This is a genomic window from Desulfocastanea catecholica, from assembly GCF_054657295.1.
Window position 1 is genome coordinate 162631 of the sequence record NZ_BAAHYZ010000003.1, and the last position, 17046, is coordinate 179676.

Consider the following 17046-nt stretch of genomic DNA (forward strand, 5'->3'; position numbering starts at 1 on the left):
ACAAAAGATTCCGCCGAAAATGGCCTATCGGCCAGCGAACTGAAGGAACTGGCCGATGCCTTTCATATTAGTGCGATGAATGTATCGTCAGCGCCACAACAAATTACCCCATCGGGAGCGGGTGCCGCCATGAAATGGCAAGTCGTCAGCCGTTGTTTTGTTTTTTTCTTGCTTACCGCAGTTGTATCTCTTCTACCGCTGGCCTCTCAATCTGAAGAGGGACCACCGGCGCAGGCGGAAATGTCCCTTGAAAATGCAAGCCCGGAGGAAATTGCTTTCCATGTGGCAAAATTAAATGATGAGCAAGCTCGCAGTTTGCTCATCAGCGGCCTGCAAAAAGAGGCGAATATCGAGGTAACTGATCGCTCTGCCCAGACAGGACTCTTCTCCTTTGTTGTCAATTGGCTCCATCTTGTAGATATTCACAATGACAAAGATATGGCATCCAGACGCCAAAGCAACATTGGTGATTTTTCTCAAATACCCTCGGACCTGGCCAACACTATTCGCATATTCAGCGAACATGGCAGTGGCTTCTCCATTTGGGGGAATTTTACTCTTATACTTTTTGTCTTTCTTGTCGGTTTTGCTGCTGCAAGTGTCTACAAAGCTGCAACAATCACTTGGCACAGGCAACTGCGGGACCAGGCTGTACCGGAACTCGGAGGATGGTTGCGATTTTGGGCCGGTTTTTTGTATGTCTTGCCGTCACTGATAACCCTGATAATCTTTGGTGCTATTTCGCTTCTTACCTTTCTCTTGTCTCCTCTCAGCTCTTCGCCGCCATTCTGCCTGCTGTTTATGGCGATTCTCTTTGTAATTTCCTTTTGCCGTCTTGTCTCGATAGTCTCTAGCATTATCTGTGCGCCGCAACAGTCTTCCCTGCGATTGCTGAACATAGACGACACTGCTGCCCTGAAGCTCAAATGGATCATTCAAATACTATTTTCCTATGTGGGAATTGCATATTGCGTCCTCGCCCTACTTAAAGAATTGGGATTAGCTGAAAATTCCCTGGTTCTGTTGACCATTATTGTGGGTTCACTGTTTCTTCTATTGGTAGCATATTTTATTATGCACAATCGCTTTGTCGTCGCAAGTCACATGCTTTCCAGTCAAAGTTCTGACGGACAAAGAAACTGGTTGGCACGTCAATTAGCCCCAATCTGGTATATCCCGGCTTTGCTCTACCTTTTTGCAGTCTGGGTGAACTTTCTCTATCTTCAGATTTCCGGAACAGGACAAGAAAATAGTGCCTTATTGTTGAGCATGTTGGCAGTGCCTCTTTTCCTCGTGTTTGATCGTATCGGTCAATGGTTTGTCCGGACAATAGTCAGTGCGCTGCAAATACAGAATACCGACAAAAAAAATGAGGTGGAACCAGGTCAGCTGGATTCGATCTCTCTCAGCCACTCTAAAAAAGAGCAGCTATTGATATCCCGCCTCTCCGTGGTTGTCAGAAGTGCCATCTTTTCTGCCATTACGATCTGGGTCCTTACCCTTTGGAATTACAACCTTCCCTATGCCACCGCCATTACCCGGGCTGTCTTCGAGTCATTAGTTACCCTGGCACTCGCTTTGTTTTTCTGGCGTATCGCATCTGCATATATTGAAAGAAAAATCAAAGAGATGTCTCCCGAAGCATCGGAAACAAAAGACTCTGAAGAATGCGATTGGGGGGGCGGAGCCCAAAGGGGCCGCAGCTATACACTGCTCCCCATGGCGCGAAAATTTATAGGAACGGTTCTTGTCGTAATGGTCTCCATGATAATCCTCTCGGCAATCGGAGTGAATATTGGTCCTCTTCTCGCCGGTGCCGGGGTAGTCGGGCTTGCCGTAGGATTCGGCGCCCAGAAGCTTGTCAGCGATGTATTGTCGGGCTTCTTTTATCTTCTGGATGATGCTTTCCGGGTTGGTGAATATGTGGAGGCAGGTGGCTTATCCGGTGCAGTAGAAAAAATCACCCTGCGCAACGTCATGCTGCGCCACCACCGTGGTATGCTGCAGATTGTACCCTACAGCGATTTGGGTCCTATCACCAACTTCATGCGCGGCGGGCTTGTGGTTAAATTCAATCTAGAATTTCCCTATGACACGAATGTCGATCAAGTCAGGAAGGTAATCAAGAAAGTCGGGCAAGAGCTGTTGGAAGAGGAAGAGTATAAAAATGATTTCATCCACCCTATCAAGTCTCAGGGTGTTCGCGAAATTACCAATTCGGTCATGACTATTCGGGTGAAGTTTACAGCGAAACCCGGCGCCCATTTTCTCATTAGGCGTGAAGCATACAGAAGAATTACCGAAGCTCTGATGGCCAAAGGCATTCACTATGCCCACCGCAAAATCATAGTTGAGTTACCTCAAGACACCCAAATGTCGAAAGCAGACCAAAAGAAGTATGTCGAGGCCGGTGCGGCAGCCGGTTTAGCGGCTATGGATGAAGGTGAGAAAAATAAAGAGCCAAGAGGCAGCAATGAGCCATAAATTTGTATTGACATAACGGCCTTTTGTGAAAAATAATTTTGCGGCTATTTATCACCTTCCAGCATACGACCAACAGAGGTTAGTTAATTATGGATGTACCCGTGCTTACACTAGAAATGACAATCGTGTTCGCTATTCTCGGCATGGTCATTATTTTACTGGTGTTCGATCTGCTCCGAGTCGATGTTGTCGGGCTGCTGGTTATGGCCTCATTGCCGCTTACCGGGATTCTCAAGCCTGGCGAGGCCACAGCCGGATTAGGTTCAACGGCTGTTGTCGTTCTTATCTGTGTCATGGTGATCGGTGCATCCCTCAATAAAACAGGTATCATGAGCATTGTCGCCCAGAAGATCCTCAACCTGGCGGGTAACAGCCAGTCGAGAGTATTGAGTCTGGTGGCACTGGCGGCAGCATTGCCCTCCGCGATTATGTCGAATGTCGGCGCAGCGGCTCTGATGCTCCCAGCAACCTTACAGATCGCCAAAAAAATCAAAATATCCCCTTCGAAACTGGTCATGCCCATGGGTTTTTGTGCCAATATGGGGGGTAATTTAACGCTGATCGGTTCTACACCTTTTATTATCTTGAACGATGTAATGGGGCAGTGGTGGAAGATAAACCCCCGGGCAGGTGATGAGCCCTTTATTCCGCTTGGCCTGTTCGCCGTCACGCCGATAGGTATCGCACTGCTGGTCGGTACCTTGGCCTATTTCTTACTGATAGGCTGCAGACTTCTCCCTTCGCAGGAAGTTACTGATGACGGGCGCCTGGCCAGCAGTAAATTACGTTCACTATATGGTGGCGAAGTTGGCCAGGGAGTTGAGTTTGTTATCCAGCAGGACTTTCCCGGAAAAACCCTTGGTCAGCTTGATCTACGGGCAAAATTCAAGGCTTCATTGGTAGCTGTTGCCAAAGATGCTGGAAAGACAAAGATTCTCTCGCCGCTCAGTACCACTGTGATAGAGCCCGGTGATGTCGTTCTGGCAATTGGTAATGAGAAAAGTATTCAGAAAATCATTACCGAGCTTGGGTGGCAGCCGAAAGCCGAGGTGAAGACCTTCAGTGCTGAAACCTCTCGGGAAAAGTCAGGTGTGCTTGAAGGCATTGTAACTTCCCGTTCTGGCCTGAACGGTCATACCATGGGAGAACTGCAACTTAAACAGATGTTTACCATCAACCCTCTGGCGGTAATGCGGGGGGAAGAAATACACATCGAGAAACTTGACAGCATCGTTTTGAAGCCTGGCGATGCGGTTCTTTTAGCGGGAGGCTGGGAAAACCTGAGATATCTTCAGGAAAAAACAGAAATTGTTTATACGGAAAAGCTGGAAGGGGTGGTGGTGAAGGAAGAAAAAGCCTCGTTGGCCCTGGCGGCTTTAGCGGCTTTTCTCTTGCTTTCCATTTTTCTGAATGTCTCTCTGGCGATATCCGGGCTTGTGGCACTGCTGATCCTGGTTATTGGAAAAGTTCTGCACATTGACGAGGTCTACCGGGCAATTGAATGGAAAACAGTGTTTCTGGTGGCTGGACTTATTCCGCTTGGGGCAGCATTTGAGAAAACCGGTGCGGCAAATTTTCTGGCAATGTCCATTCTTCAACAGATAAGTGGGATAAGTCCCCTGCTTCTCTATCTGGTGCTTGCCCTGACCACTTCATTTTTCGCACTCTTTGTTTCCAATGTAGGTACCACCGTTTTACTTGTGCCCCTGGCAATGACTCTGTCCAGCCAGGTCGGAGCTGACCCCAAAATTGCCGGCCTGGTTGTGGCAATATCCTCAATCAACACCTTTATTCTGCCAACACATCAGGTCAATGCTCTGATCATGCAGCCCGGAGGCTATAAAACGAGCGACTACATGCGCGTCGGCAGCGGCATGATGGTGCTTTTCTTGGTTATCCTGATGGCAATGCTTGCCATTTTTTATTAGCGACGTGGGCATTTCTGCCTTCGTCCAGTATAAACGAACTGATTTCAGCTCTGACCGTCCAGCCGGTCTTTCGGTGGGCACCGTCTGTATGATTGATAATATTTTTATATAACAATACCTTATCATCTGCTTTCGGCGGCTATCCGAAATAATCGCACTATAAAAGAGAGGCATTGAAAAAAATACCTCTTTAAAACATTTGATGCCAATTTTTGCATTTCGCAATCTACTGCCAATATGAAGAAATCCTTGCTGCAATCCACGACAAAAAGGTCAAAAAGAAAAATTCTGGGCGTGGGTATCCTCGCTATGGTTCTGGGGCTGCTGACGCTGTGGGCTTTTCTTGCCCTCTATTTCACCTTGCCGATGAGTCCATGGCGGTTGCCGCTTGCGATCGCTTACGGCCTGTTCTCTTTGATGTTGCCGCTGGTCATTCGTCCTCACCGCTATGGCATCCTCGCATCCGCCGGCCTGTTTATTCTGGTCGTTGGCTGGTTTCTTTCGCTTCCTGCCTCCAACACCCGGAACTGGCAGGCAGATACAGTAAAACTGCCCTCGGCCGAGATCAAAGCCGACACGATAACCCTCCGCAATATCCGCTCCTGCGACTACCGAAGCGAAACTGATTTCACCTGCCGTTACTACGATAGAACCGTGTCTCTTCTCGATCTGCGGACAATTGATCTCTTCATGGTCTACTGGGGTTCACCCAATATCGCCCATACCATGATGAGCTTTGGCTTCAAGGACGGGGGCTATGTCTGTTTCTCCATCGAAACCCGCAAGGAAATAGGCGAAGAGTATTCGGCAATCAAAGGTTTTTTCCGGCAGTATGAACAAGCCTATGTTATGGCCGATGAGCGGGATGTCGTCCGCCTGCGGACAAATTATCGCAACGAAGATGTCTATCTCTACCCTCTCAAGGTTACGCCGGAGACAGCGAGAAAGGTCTTTCTCCATTATCTCGCCACAGTAAACAGTCTGTATCGGCAACCGGAGTGGTACAACGCTCTCACGGCCAACTGTACCACCAGTATACGTCAGCACACCTTACCCTATAACCCCGAGGGGAAGTTTGACTGGCGGATGATTGTCAACGGCTATCTTGACGAAATGATTTACCAGCGTGACGTGGTCGACACCAGCATGCCCTTTGCCGAATTCAAAAAGCAAAGCTTCATCAATCCCAAAGCCGTAGCGGTACCTGATGACCAGGATTTCTCACGGTATATTCGGCAAGGACTCCCAGGAAAAACCCTATGAAAAGTGGTAGCGCAGGTTATCCAGACAGGAAAAAAGCATATCGCGGCTACGGCGCACCAGGTCTTGCCTGCATCGGACTACTGCTCCTCGTGGTATTGTCAGGTTGTGCCAAACCGGTGGGCGTGCAGCGCATCTCTCCTCAAACATCCTATCAGCTGAACATCACCAACCCAATGGGCAGCGAAGAGCTGAGTAACGGGTGCAGGACCGTCCTGCATCGCTACAATCTTCAGGGAACCTCGGTCGCGGATTTACAGAAAAACATTGAATATCTCCGTGACCTGATCAGCAAAGATGATCGCCGAGATATTTTTTTCGCTCTTGCTGAATTGAGCTATCTGCAGGGCACGAAGCTGAGGAAAAGTGACGCCGAAGACCTGAGGTTACGTGCGCCGAATGTATTTTTGCAATCAGCGGTATACGCATATCTCTATCTCCTCGGTGACAACCCTGAACCCTTACCTTCCGCCTACGATATCCGCTTCAGACAGACCTGTGATCTGTATAATCGAGCCCTATGGCAGGCATTCCCGGAAAATCCCGATCATAGCCTGAATATCTCGGGTGGCTTGAGAACTCTTCCCGGCGGGGGTAGATTGCAATTGTCCTTGAAGATAAAAACCATGGGCTGGGATATAACGAATATTTCCGGTATCTTTCCCGCCGATGCCTACAAGATTCATGGCTTTGCCGTTCGCAACCGTACTCCGGGACTTGGCCTGCCACTTGTCGTCAGGACCAAAAAAACCAAGGAATCGCCCAATGGCGGAGCCTTGCCGATAACCGGATTCCTCCGCATTCCTGCCGGAATCGATGGAGTTTCGGCCGAAACTACCACCGCTGAATTAGAGCTCTATTCAGCCTTTGACACCACGGATGTCGAAGTGAATGGTCGGCAGGTTCCCCTGGAGACCGACACAACAACCCCGTTGGCCCATGCTCTTCATTATGCCGATGCATGGAACGTTGGGGTAAAGCGTTTTCTGAGCGGTGAGCAGGTGAGTAACAACATTCTTTTCATCCAGCCTTATAAACCTGGGCGAATCCCGGTTGTCTTTGTCCATGGCACCGCCAGCAGTCCGGTCTGGTGGGCGGAAATGTTCAATACCCTTCGTGCTGACCCGCACATCAACAAAAAATTTCAATTCTGGTTCTATCAATACAATACCAGCAATATGATGGCCTTTTCCGCCGCCCAGATGCGAGCAACTCTGATCGACAAAATTCACCAACTCGATCCCCAGCTGCAGGATCCAGCCTTGCAGGATATGGTTGTCATAGGTCACAGTCAGGGGAGAATACTGACCAAAATGAGTGCTGTGCATTCCGGAGATGTTCTGTGGAATGCAGTCAGCGATAAGAGTCTTGAACAGATGGATCTTGACCCGGAGGATGAAAACTCGATCAGGTCGATGCTTTTCTTCGAGCCGCTTCCTTTCGTCAAGCGGGTTGTCTTCATTTCCACGCCGCACCGGGGAAGCTATCTGACCAAGGCTTGGGTACGCGAATTGATCCGAAAAATCATAGATATTCCTGTCAGCATATTGACTGTTGATATGGACGAATTACAGAGAATTACCTCTCAGATGAAAGTTGCCGGCTTGTTACAGAACAAAATTCCTACCAGTATAGACGGCATGTCGTCGGACAACCCGTTGCTTGAGGCCCTGGCCGATTTACCCCTGGCACCGGGGGTAAAGGGACACTCAATTATCGCCGTGAAACCGGGAATGGACATCGAAAGCGGAAATGATGGGGTCGTTGAATATACCAGCGCTCATCTGCCGGGAATGGAATCTGAATTCATTGTCCGCGACGAGCATTCCTGCCAGGGGAATCCTTTTACCATAGAGGAAGTCCGTAGAATTCTGCTCAAGCACATTGGCTCGGATATCGATAAACCGTTGCCACTTGAAAAGCTGGCGCAATAGATTTTCTGTTTGATACAATGCGAAAGAAGTGTTTTTACGACGCCATCTCTTTTGAAGATAAAACCTTTTATAGGTTCCACCCATGCTGATGACAAGACAGGGATGTGTTGCTCTGGGGTTCCTCCTCGTTCTTCTCTTTGTTGCTCAAACGAAGGTCGGCGCCGAACCACAGGATCCGCCATCGTCGACGGCGACATCTCCTCCCGAGCAGACATCTGCGCCCATGGTTGGTCAACCCGATTCGCTGGTTATTCCGATGGCGGATATTTCAATGCAGGCTGCACAGGTCTCGGACCTTCTACGCACCTTTGAGGAATACCTGGCCCCCGGCGCCCAACTTGACGCAATAATCAATTCATTTTCCGAATCAACCGCACAGATCGAGAGTGATTTGAATAAATCAATGTCTGTCCTTGATGGTCAGCTGGTTTTGACAAAGCTTCAGGCCCAAGGGCAGCTGTGGCAGCAGTGGCAATCCAAATATACGGGATGGCTTAAAGTGTTCAGCAAGCGATCCACGCAACTACAGATGAAACTGACAGAGTTGGACGACCTGGACAAAGTATGGGCAGAAACTCTGGTAAGCGCCCAGAATTCCGAGGCTCCTGAACCAATTATTCAGCAGATAAGCGCCACGATCGATAGTATTCGTGGTCTGAGAACTTCCGTGAAAAATCAGCTTGACCTGGTGTTAGACCTGCAAAGCAGGGTCGGCGGTGAACTCGAGAAATTTACCCCGGTATTGGCAAAAATAGCCCGGATGCAGCAGTCCTCCGTGTCCAATATTCTGGTGCGGAACAGTTTGCCCGTCTGGAGTGTCGGATTCTGGGGGGATGCAAAGACGATTTTAGTCAGGCAGTTTCGTCATGCCGGGGGGGCTTACCTGGAGGATATCGGTAATTATTTTAAGGTATCTTTGGGGCACATGTCCTTCCATGCTACTCTCTTTGTTGTGAGCGCCTTCCTGTTTCTGCGGGCCCGTTGGCGAATCCGCAGGTGGACAACTGCTCATGAGGTGATCTCACCATTTGTCAAGGTCTTCGAGTATCCTCTCGCTGCAGCCCTCATTGTCGTTCTGCTTGTCGCCTCGGCGCCTTATCGCTCGCCGTTACCAGCGACCATGAGAGCGACAATTCAGGTTCTTGCTCTGCTTCCAACGATACTCCTGATCCGGCCATCGGCTCCAGGCAGGCTGGTGCCGGGACTGTATCTGCTTGTTTTGCTGTTTATGCTCGACACGTTTCGAGAAATATTTTTTCCTGAACAGCCGATTGGCCAGATTTTCCTCATGGTGGAATCCTTCATCGGCATGGCGGTAACGCTCTGGTTTCTTGGTAAATTTCGATCAGACCAAGTTGCTGATAGCAAATTATCCGGTTTTCCCCTGATCTGCCTGCGAAGTGTCCTTGTGCTCGTCCTTCTGCTCCTTGCCTCCGGCTTAGTCGCCGCCGTGACCGGACATATGCGTTTTGCCCGGGTAATCATTCCCGGCATTCTGGCTTTAGGAATGGTCGCAATCCTCATGTATGTTGCTTTGCAGGTTGTTATGGGTTTCATCGCTTTCTCTTTTCTCGTCTGGCCGCTCCGGTTGCTTCAGGTTATACAACAGCATCGAAAACCGGTCGAAAAATACTTTTATCGTCTTCTTTTCTGGCTTGCAATTTTCGGCATTATTGGTCGTTTTCTTAACTATATCGGCCTGCTGGAGCTGGTGCTGAATTTGGCAAGGACCGTTCTCAACACAAAACTAGAGCGCGGTGCTCTCAGTATCTCCATCGCTAATATTGGTGAATTTCTCCTCACAGTTTGGGTGACGTATTTTCTGTCAAGTCTGATCCGTTTTCTCCTCCGGGAGGATGTCTACCCGAGAATGCGCATTGCTGAAGGTAAATCCTACGCAATTTCCCGGCTGCTGCATTACCTGATTCTCGCCCTCGGTTTCACCGTTGCCATAGCCGCTTTAGGCGTCGACCTTACCAAGTTGACCGTACTCACCGGTGCTTTGGGTATCGGCATCGGCTTTGGGCTACAGGGGGTGGTGAATAATTTTGTCTCCGGCTTGATACTGTTGTTTGAGAGGCCGATCCAGGTAGGCGACACAGTGGCGGTGGGTGAGCTTGTCGGGCAGGTCAGTAAGATAGGAATACGGGCCAGTACGGTCCATACCAGGCAAGGTTCCGATATTATCGTTCCCAATGCCGAGCTCATCACCGAGAAGGTAACCAACTGGACGTTCAGTAATCAGCTGAGGCGCATTGATCTGCCCGTGGGGGTAAGTTACAGTTCCTCACCGGATTCGATGATAGCCTTGTTAGAGTCCGTTGCGCATGAACATCCGCATATTCTGCCTCATCCGAAACCTACCGGCTTGTTTGTTGGGTTCGGTGACAGCTCCCTCAACTTTGAGTTGAGGGCATGGACGGATCAGTTCGACGACTGGCCGATTGTTCGCAGTCAACTGGCGTCTGCCGTCTACGATGCGGTACATAAAGCTGGTATGAAATTCCCCTTTCCGCAGCGGGAGGTTCGCCTGCTGCATGATTTTCCAGGAGATGACCCGGCAATCTCCTGAAACCAGGCAGACAACCGTGTTCGGACAAGCTCTTAATACAGATGCAAAGTGTTGAAAAACATTCTCTATCGGCGTATATTAGCATACGCATTGACAATAATTTATTGTACCTAGAGGATGTATGCCGAGCGCAACAAGAGAAGAGTTTATTATTCGTACCAAACTGCACCGACCGATGGTTTCGAAGGATCATCTTCACCGTGACGATTTGCTGAAAAGATTTCGGAACCGGCATCGGCTCCTTACTCTGGTCTCCGCACCAGCCGGTTACGGTAAGAGTACCTTTGTCAGTTGTTGGCTCGATACCTGCAATACGCCCAGCACGTGGCTCTCCCTGGACGCAAACGATAACGATACCAGGCTTTTTCTTGCCTATTTCATTTCTGCAATCCAAAAGCTCTTCCCCCTTGCCTGTGGCGAAAGCCTCTCCATGCTCAAGGGCGCTCACATGCCTCCCCGTTCCCTCCTGGCCGGAAGTTTAATCAACGAAATAGAACAGATCCAAAAAGAATTTATTCTGGTCCTTGACGATTATCACCTGATCCGGAATAAAAACATCCACCAATTGGTCGCCGATCTCCTGTACCATCCCCCTGACGGCATGTACCTTGTCGTCATTGGCCGACGGGATCCACCGCTGCCGCTGACCACACTTCGGGCCAGAGGACAAATGGTCGAGATACGAACCAGGGATCTGCGCTTTTCTTTGAGTGAAACGAAAGATTTGTTAGAACGAATATCGGGGGTTCCAGTCGACGACGCCATCGCTGTCATTCTGGAGGATAAAACTGAAGGCTGGGTGACTGGTCTATGTCTGGCTGCCCTGTCATTACAACACAACAAGGAGTTGCTGTACAAGTTGACTGATCTGCCGGTGGAAAACCGCTATATAATGGATTATGTAATGGCCGAGATCCTTTCCCACCAGACGCCGGCCACGCAGGAATATCTATTGAAATGCTCGATTTTGAATCGCTTTTGTGCTTCCCTCTGCGAAGCGATATGCTGTCCGGATAAGGATCCAGCAGCGGGCGATCTAGACCAACATGGCAATGATTGTGCAGAGAGGATGAATGAAGAGACAATGTTCATCATTTCTTTAGACGATGAGGGGGTGTGGTTTCGTTATCACCACTTATTTCAAAATCTGTTAAAACGCCAGCTTAAAAAGCTGCACAACGCGGAAGAAATCGCCAAGCTGCATAAAATAGCAAGTGCGTGGTTCGCGAAAAATGATTTTGTCGACGAGGCAATCTTCCATGCACTTGAGAGCGAAGATAAAAAGGCTTCCGTTCGATTGATAAAGCAGCACAGACACGATATCATCAATCGGGAACAATGGTTCCATCTGAACCGCTGGTTACAGAAATTCCCGTTAAATTTCCTCCAATCAGACCCTGAACTGATGTTGGCAAAGGCCTGGCTGTATCAGCGACAGGCGCGTTATAGCAAGCTGTTCGAGATCTTGGACGAAATTGAACGTCTTCCCTCCTTACTTGACACAGCATCTGCCGATAGTCGTTTGGTTCGCGGGGAGATCCAGGCATTGAGAAGTTTTCAATATTTCTCGATCGGGCAGATGGGGTTAGCCGAGATTACTGGTCGGGCTGCCTTGGACTTTCTTCCTCCTCGGCAGAGCAGTATCCGGGGATTCAGTCTTATGGTCGTGGCGTTGGCGATGCAAATGCAAGGCAACCTCGGTCAAGCGTACCATGTGGTGCATGAAGCAATGCAAAAAGAAGAGGCGTCGGTTCCCGTGTATAAGAGCATGTTGCTGGCCGTCTTGTGCTTTATGAGTTGGATTTCCGCCGATTGTAAAAAACTAAAACTCGCGGCAGCCCAACTGTTAAAGCACGGACTGGAAAACAGCCTGCCGGAGACAGCTTTCATCAGCCGATTTTTCTCCGGAATCCTGTGTTATCAGCAAAATCATCTGGATTTGGCGGAGCGCTTCCTGTCACCGGCAGGCACTTTTCCGGTCATTGGCGAACTGGCCCTGCCGAGTATCGTCATATACTGCCAGGGGTCGTTTGCCCTGTCCTCGACGTATCTGGCAATGGGCCGGGTTGAGGAAGCCGACCAGATAATTGAGTCGGTCATCGGCTACATGCTGGAATCGGGCAACGCCGATCTCCTGGAGCTCTGTCAGGCATTTCAAGCCGACCTGGCCCTGCGCATGGGCAAAATCGCCGAGGCGGATTTATGGAGAAGAAATCACCCTCTGAAACCACTGACACCCGCGTACCGTTTTTATACCGCTGATCTGACCCTGCCCCGGATGCTTCTAGCAAAAAGAACGGCGAACAACCTGAACGAAGCAGAGAGAATTCTTTGCCAATTACACACTTATCATGCAGCAACCCACAATACCCGCATGGTGATAGAAATTCTCGTTATGCAGGCCCTGCTCCAGGCGTTGCGGGGAGAGCAGGTGAAAGCATTTGCTACCTTGTTGGAGGTCCTTGCCCTGGCTGAGCCCGGTCGCATCATCCGGCCATTTCTCGACATGGGATCGGAGATGGCGGACCTGCTGGGCTGCCTGTTAAAACACAATCCCACCTTGAACTTTGCCGGACAGATCTACGAGGCGTTCGGCAGCAAGAACAACACCATAGATATAAAGCAAGACGACGACGGCAGCACCTTGCGTCCATCTCCTTCCGCTGATTTCTATATCCCTCCCCTGACCAATCGTGAGATCGAGGTGCTAAAGATACTCGCCAGCGGTATGAGCAATACGGAAATTGGCGATGCACTGTACATCTCGCCCGAGACCGTCAAAAGACATCTGTCCACTATCTATCAGAAGTTAGAAGTAAAAAACCGACACCAGGCAGTCATGATCGGCAAATCCATGGGAATTCTGTAAAGATGCCTCCTTTTTTACAACTTTCGGGTGATGACAGGAACGAGTTTACAAGGCAGACTTGAAAGGTAAATTTGGCATAAAGCTGAACATTTATTCTTAACAACCTGTCTTAACAGTTCATGCTCATAAAAATCTTCTTCGCCTGGTGTCTCCTTGCGGCAACGGTGACCATTCATGCCGCGGGACTGACAATTATCCTCAGGCCATTTTTCGATGTAACATACGCGAACAACGGGTTTCCGAAGACCACCTGGCGGATAATTCGTGTTGCGTGGTGGATGCTCATCATTCACATGGTGGAGATAGCCATGTGGGGCCTGTTTTACTGGTGGCAAAAATGCATGCCGGACGCTGAAACGGCGTTTTATTTTGCCGGCGTGACCTATACGACAATTGGCTACGGCGATGTTGTATTGCCCGTGGAATGGCGGATTTTCGGGCCGATCGAGGGATTGACCGGTATTCTGATGTGCGGATTATCCACCGCCTCCTTCTTCGCGGTGGTGAGTCAGCTGTATCGAACAAAAATCGGAAAGGAGTAAGCAATGCCTAAAGACTTGTTGCCAGGAAAATACCAAAGAATATCGCGGCGAAAATTTATCGGACTAATGGGAGCGTATGGCATCACTGTTGCTTTTGCCTCCCTGGCCGGAAAGTATGCATCCGCGCAAGAGGTTATCAGCATCAAGGAGCTGCAACCAAGCGAGGATGTATTCGCCTATATCGACAGGGTGAAAGGGACTTTTGATCAGACATTTTTTCAACAGGTTATCGGCGCCTCGAATACGTTCAAGGAAGGGGATCAGACCATCGGGGTGGGCGCCAGGGACGAAGCCACCTGGAAGAATGCCCAGGCCCTTCTGGCCAACACCAGGATCAAGGATCTCTATGAACATCCTCTGTTTGTCGACGACCTGCAGCAGTTTATCTGGAATACCACCGACCTGGCCCAGTACGAAAAGGTCAAAGACTGGACCATGGGCGAGCTGAAGACTTTTCTTTTGACCAAGAGCGAAGATGAAATAAAGGGCATCATGTATGGACTGACCAGCGACACGATTGGATGCGTGCCTAAACTGATGACCAATGAAGAGTTGATCCTCCTCGGCCAGAAGATATTCGGCCTGGAACCATGCATCACTCCTACTCAGTTTACATAACTGTATTAAAAGGAAATTCGTGGAGCGAAAAGAAGGTCGATCACGATGTTACCAAGCTCGTGTGCAATATCGCCGACACGGCCCTGTCTCCCGCAGAGGCGGCCAGGGAAACCATCACCATCATAAGAGAATTAGTCGGCAAGAAAGTGAGCGGCAGCCGGCGTCTCAATAGAGTGTGAAAGGAGCGTGTCAAATAGCCGCTGCAGCATACCGCCGATAGAGGGTTTTGCGTTGAGAACCCTCTATCGGCAGCCATCTCCCGACAGCCATCCAGCATATAAGGCCCATCGAACTGAACGAACTCAACAGCAAGTGCTACTGGGAAAAATGGGATCGGGTGAACGAAACCGATCTGCACACGAATAACGGACAAGTGCGGACAAAAAAAATCCTCTCCGGCCAAGCCAAGGATCCCATTTGTTGTTGCTTAAGATGGTGCTGCCGCTGAGAGAGTTCAATATAAAAATGACCATTGAACTGATGGCGTGGATCCAGCGCCGAAATCACTGCTCCTAATTATTCAACTTTTTCCCATGTCGTATCAGGATCAAACAGTTTCATATCTTTGGCAATTTTCTCAGTATCCGTGCCCAGGTCCTGCTGATAGACCACCCCGTCATGGTTGACGATAAAGGTCATGATGCCGGTGTTGCTGTACTGCGCCGGATAAGCGACAACGGCAAAACCGCCAATCATGTTGCCCCTGATTACATAGCCGTAAGCACCTCCGGGTGCGTTGTTCCCTTGTTGCATCAGCATTCGAAAGTAATATCCATAATAAGGTTGAGGCGTATCATGGGAACCAAGCTTTTTATACCCTCCTGCCCAGGCCTTTGCCACAAATTCCCCAAGCGGGCTCGGCTCCTCACCTTCCACCGTCGGCCAGTAGAGACCATTGCGTTTACCGGGATCACTTATCAGCCTGTCTGCATACTCAAGAAGCCCATCGCCATCACTGTCCATCATCGCATATTCGCGTTGGGCGTCAACTATCGCCAGACAGGTTTGAATGATGAACAACTCATTTCTGCCAATCCTTCGGTTCAGGATCTCTTCTTTACCCTCGTTGGTATCAAAGTACCAACCTTTTCCTTCCTTGATAACAGGAATGGGAAAGGGCCAATGGCCTGTGCCAACCAAAAGAACTGCCTTGGTCGGCCCGTCTCCCTCTATCGCGTGCTCTTCACCAATCTTTCTCAAAAAATCATTCTTTCCCTGTGTATCTGCTACAGGATCTCCAGAACTCAGAAGTGACTCACCCTCAGGACCCAATATAGACAGGAGTTCCTTCTGATCATTTTTGGTAAGAGCATCGATGAATGACGAAACAGCTTCCTCCGGTGATGCAAATATTTTCTGAGCCACAACAGCCGGTACTTGCCCGGTCAGAAGTATCGAACACACCATAATCAGTACAACGAGTGGAATTCTCTTATTTCTTCTCTCTATAGGAAGCATTTTTCCTCCTGAGTTGTAATCATAACAGCACACCTTCAGCGAAGCACATTCACCAAAGCTACCTACGTCCGCCACCGCCGCCACCGCCTCCACGTCCACCACCGCCGCTGGAGCCACCATACTGCCTGCTTGAGCTGCCACGACTGCTATAATCCTTCGTTGCACGACTGCTGTCCATACCGGAATATGCACTGCTCCGCTGACCGGAAGAATCGCGAGTGCTCATATTCCTGGTGCCGGCATCACGACTGCTCACATTCCTGCTGCCGGTATCACGAGTGCTCACATTCCTGCTGCCGGCATCACGACTGCTCGCATTCCTGCTGCCGGCATCACGGGTGCTCACATCCCTGCCACTGGCATCGCGCTGTCCCTTATTCTGCCCTCGGTACTGGTCTGCGTCTCCATGTTTGAGGTCCTGCCTTCCTGCCTCCGCTTTACCACGGAAAGCTTCGCGTGACTTTGCAGCTTCACTTCCGGTCCCACGGTTATACTTCTGTGCAGTTCCCTGGTCCCGGTAGGAGACACCGCCACGATGGCTCGCGTCATGCTGCCAAGTGCCTTGGCCACCCTGCCCTTTGCCCTGATACTGGGCCTTGTATTTGTCTCTGTTGATATTGTTATTAATATTGGTATTCCGGTTTATGTCGATATCGACATCACCACCGTGCCAGTTTGCATGCCCCCACGCATAGCCCCAGGCAGCACCAATGGCAACCCCGGTCGCGAAAGCAAAGCCCGCTCCCGCCGCATACCCCGGTGGATAATAGTAATACGGAGGATAAGAGGGATACGCCCACGCTCCGTATACCACAGTCGGGTTATAGGTCGGAACATAGACGACCTGCGGGTTGGCAGGTTGGATGATGATCGTTTCTTTCTCCACGACGACCGTCTGTTCCTTGGTGGTCTTGAGATTGCCCTCTGCCTCGGCCTTTCTCCTGAGACTCTGCACTGTAGCCATGACATCCTTTTGCTGGGCAAGAAATGCATCACCAAGTTTTTGTGTCCAGTCGACCTTCTCATTCATCATGTCAAGAACCTGAGGAAAATTTATCAGCGACTTAACACTCGGGTCCCACGGCTGGGCTTCAAGGGCTTCTGCCAAGGTGTCACCAGTCAGATCCTTGTTCTCTTTTGCCCATCGATCAGCCTGGACGATCTCAAGCGGGTATGTGGAGGCCATCAGTATCTGGGTAAGCAGGGAGTCTGGGTAGAGTGCAATCGGCGCAAGGATCTGGTCGAGCTCTTCTTGTTTGAAAACATTTTGTTCCGCCTGCTGCCCAAACGCTCCCGGAGGAATTACCAGCATGATCATCAGGACAAAAACCAGGGCACTCGAGCATTTCTCTTGTATGCTTCTTTTTTTCATACTCTCTCC

The 17046-nt window shown here is 49.9% G+C and carries 11 protein-coding genes; 9 read left to right on the forward strand and 2 right to left on the reverse strand.

Features of this window, described 5'->3' with window-relative positions; all coding sequences use genetic code 11:
- Nucleotides 1-129 precede the first annotated feature (129 nt).
- The 9 genes from ACYQ8U_RS04080 to ACYQ8U_RS04120 all read left to right on the forward strand — a co-directional run bounded on the left by ACYQ8U_RS04080 (nt 130) and on the right by ACYQ8U_RS04120 (nt 14386).
- Nucleotides 130-2484 (forward strand): mechanosensitive ion channel family protein, encoded by a 2355-nt coding sequence (locus ACYQ8U_RS04080; protein WP_459944239.1) that lies wholly within the window; start codon nt 130-132, stop codon nt 2482-2484.
- 101 nt (nt 2485-2585) lie between these two features.
- Entirely contained in the window at nt 2586-4412 is a 1827-nt protein-coding gene (locus tag ACYQ8U_RS04085; protein ID WP_459944240.1) for an SLC13 family permease, read from the forward strand.
- A 237-nt stretch (nt 4413-4649) separates the two neighbouring features.
- On the forward strand, nt 4650-5675 hold the full coding sequence (locus ACYQ8U_RS04090) for an Lnb N-terminal periplasmic domain-containing protein (protein ID WP_459944241.1): 1026 nt from the start codon (nt 4650-4652) through the stop codon (nt 5673-5675).
- Entirely contained in the window at nt 5672-7606 is a 1935-nt protein-coding gene (locus ACYQ8U_RS04095; RefSeq protein ID WP_459944242.1) for an esterase/lipase family protein, read from the forward strand. Before ACYQ8U_RS04090 ends, ACYQ8U_RS04095 begins: the two co-directional genes overlap by 4 nt.
- 82 nt (nt 7607-7688) lie before the next feature.
- A complete protein-coding gene (locus ACYQ8U_RS04100; protein ID WP_459944243.1) occupies nt 7689-10178 on the forward strand; it encodes a mechanosensitive ion channel family protein in 2490 nt (829 codons plus the stop codon).
- Nucleotides 10179-10299: 121 nt separating this feature from the next.
- Nucleotides 10300-13047, forward strand: a complete 2748-nt coding sequence (locus tag ACYQ8U_RS04105) for a winged helix-turn-helix domain-containing protein (protein WP_459944244.1) — start codon at nt 10300-10302, stop codon at nt 13045-13047.
- Between the two features lie 119 nt (nt 13048-13166).
- Nucleotides 13167-13589, forward strand: coding sequence for a potassium channel family protein (locus tag ACYQ8U_RS04110; RefSeq protein ID WP_459944245.1), 423 nt, complete (start codon nt 13167-13169; stop codon nt 13587-13589).
- A 3-nt stretch (nt 13590-13592) separates the two neighbouring features.
- Nucleotides 13593-14207 carry an ethanolamine ammonia-lyase subunit EutB gene (eutB, locus tag ACYQ8U_RS04115; protein ID WP_459944246.1) on the forward strand — a complete coding sequence of 205 codons (615 nt, stop codon included), beginning with the start codon at nt 13593-13595 and terminating at the stop codon, nt 14205-14207.
- The gene (locus tag ACYQ8U_RS04120; protein WP_459944247.1) at nt 14180-14386 is read left to right on the forward strand and encodes a hypothetical protein; all 207 of its coding nucleotides are present in this window, start codon (nt 14180-14182) and stop codon (nt 14384-14386) included. Before eutB ends, ACYQ8U_RS04120 begins: the two co-directional genes overlap by 28 nt.
- Before the next feature lie 337 nt (nt 14387-14723).
- On the opposite strand, the gene ACYQ8U_RS04125 is transcribed toward ACYQ8U_RS04120, so the two are convergent.
- Both ACYQ8U_RS04125 and ACYQ8U_RS04130 read right to left on the reverse strand, forming a co-directional pair.
- On the reverse strand, nt 14724-15785 hold the full coding sequence (locus ACYQ8U_RS04125; protein ID WP_459944248.1) for a DUF2950 domain-containing protein: 1062 nt from the start codon (nt 15783-15785) through the stop codon (nt 14724-14726).
- On the reverse strand, nt 15724-17037 hold the full coding sequence (locus ACYQ8U_RS04130) for a DUF3300 domain-containing protein (RefSeq protein WP_459944249.1): 1314 nt from the start codon (nt 17035-17037) through the stop codon (nt 15724-15726). Before ACYQ8U_RS04130 ends, ACYQ8U_RS04125 begins: the two co-directional genes overlap by 62 nt.
- Between the last annotated feature and the right edge of the window lie 9 nt (nt 17038-17046).

What these genes read in the sequence shown, in the direction of transcription:
- ACYQ8U_RS04080 (WP_459944239.1), top strand. Translation starts at nt 130, where the DNA reads ATGAAATGGCAAGTCGTCAGCCGTTGTTTTGTTTTTTTCTTGCTTACC.
- ACYQ8U_RS04090 (WP_459944241.1), top strand. Translation starts at nt 4,650, where the DNA reads ATGAAGAAATCCTTGCTGCAATCCACGACAAAAAGGTCAAAAAGAAAA.
- ACYQ8U_RS04095 (WP_459944242.1), top strand. Translation starts at nt 5,672, where the DNA reads ATGAAAAGTGGTAGCGCAGGTTATCCAGACAGGAAAAAAGCATATCGC.
- ACYQ8U_RS04100 (WP_459944243.1), top strand. Translation starts at nt 7,689, where the DNA reads ATGCTGATGACAAGACAGGGATGTGTTGCTCTGGGGTTCCTCCTCGTT.
- ACYQ8U_RS04105 (WP_459944244.1), top strand. Translation starts at nt 10,300, where the DNA reads ATGCCGAGCGCAACAAGAGAAGAGTTTATTATTCGTACCAAACTGCAC.
- ACYQ8U_RS04110 (WP_459944245.1), top strand. Translation starts at nt 13,167, where the DNA reads ATGCTCATAAAAATCTTCTTCGCCTGGTGTCTCCTTGCGGCAACGGTG.
- eutB (WP_459944246.1), top strand. Translation starts at nt 13,593, where the DNA reads ATGCCTAAAGACTTGTTGCCAGGAAAATACCAAAGAATATCGCGGCGA.
- ACYQ8U_RS04120 (WP_459944247.1), top strand. Translation starts at nt 14,180, where the DNA reads ATGCATCACTCCTACTCAGTTTACATAACTGTATTAAAAGGAAATTCG.
- ACYQ8U_RS04125 (WP_459944248.1), bottom strand. Translation starts at nt 15,785, where the DNA reads ATGGTGGCTCCAGCGGCGGTGGTGGACGTGGAGGCGGTGGCGGCGGTG.
- ACYQ8U_RS04130 (WP_459944249.1), bottom strand. Translation starts at nt 17,037, where the DNA reads ATGAAAAAAAGAAGCATACAAGAGAAATGCTCGAGTGCCCTGGTTTTT.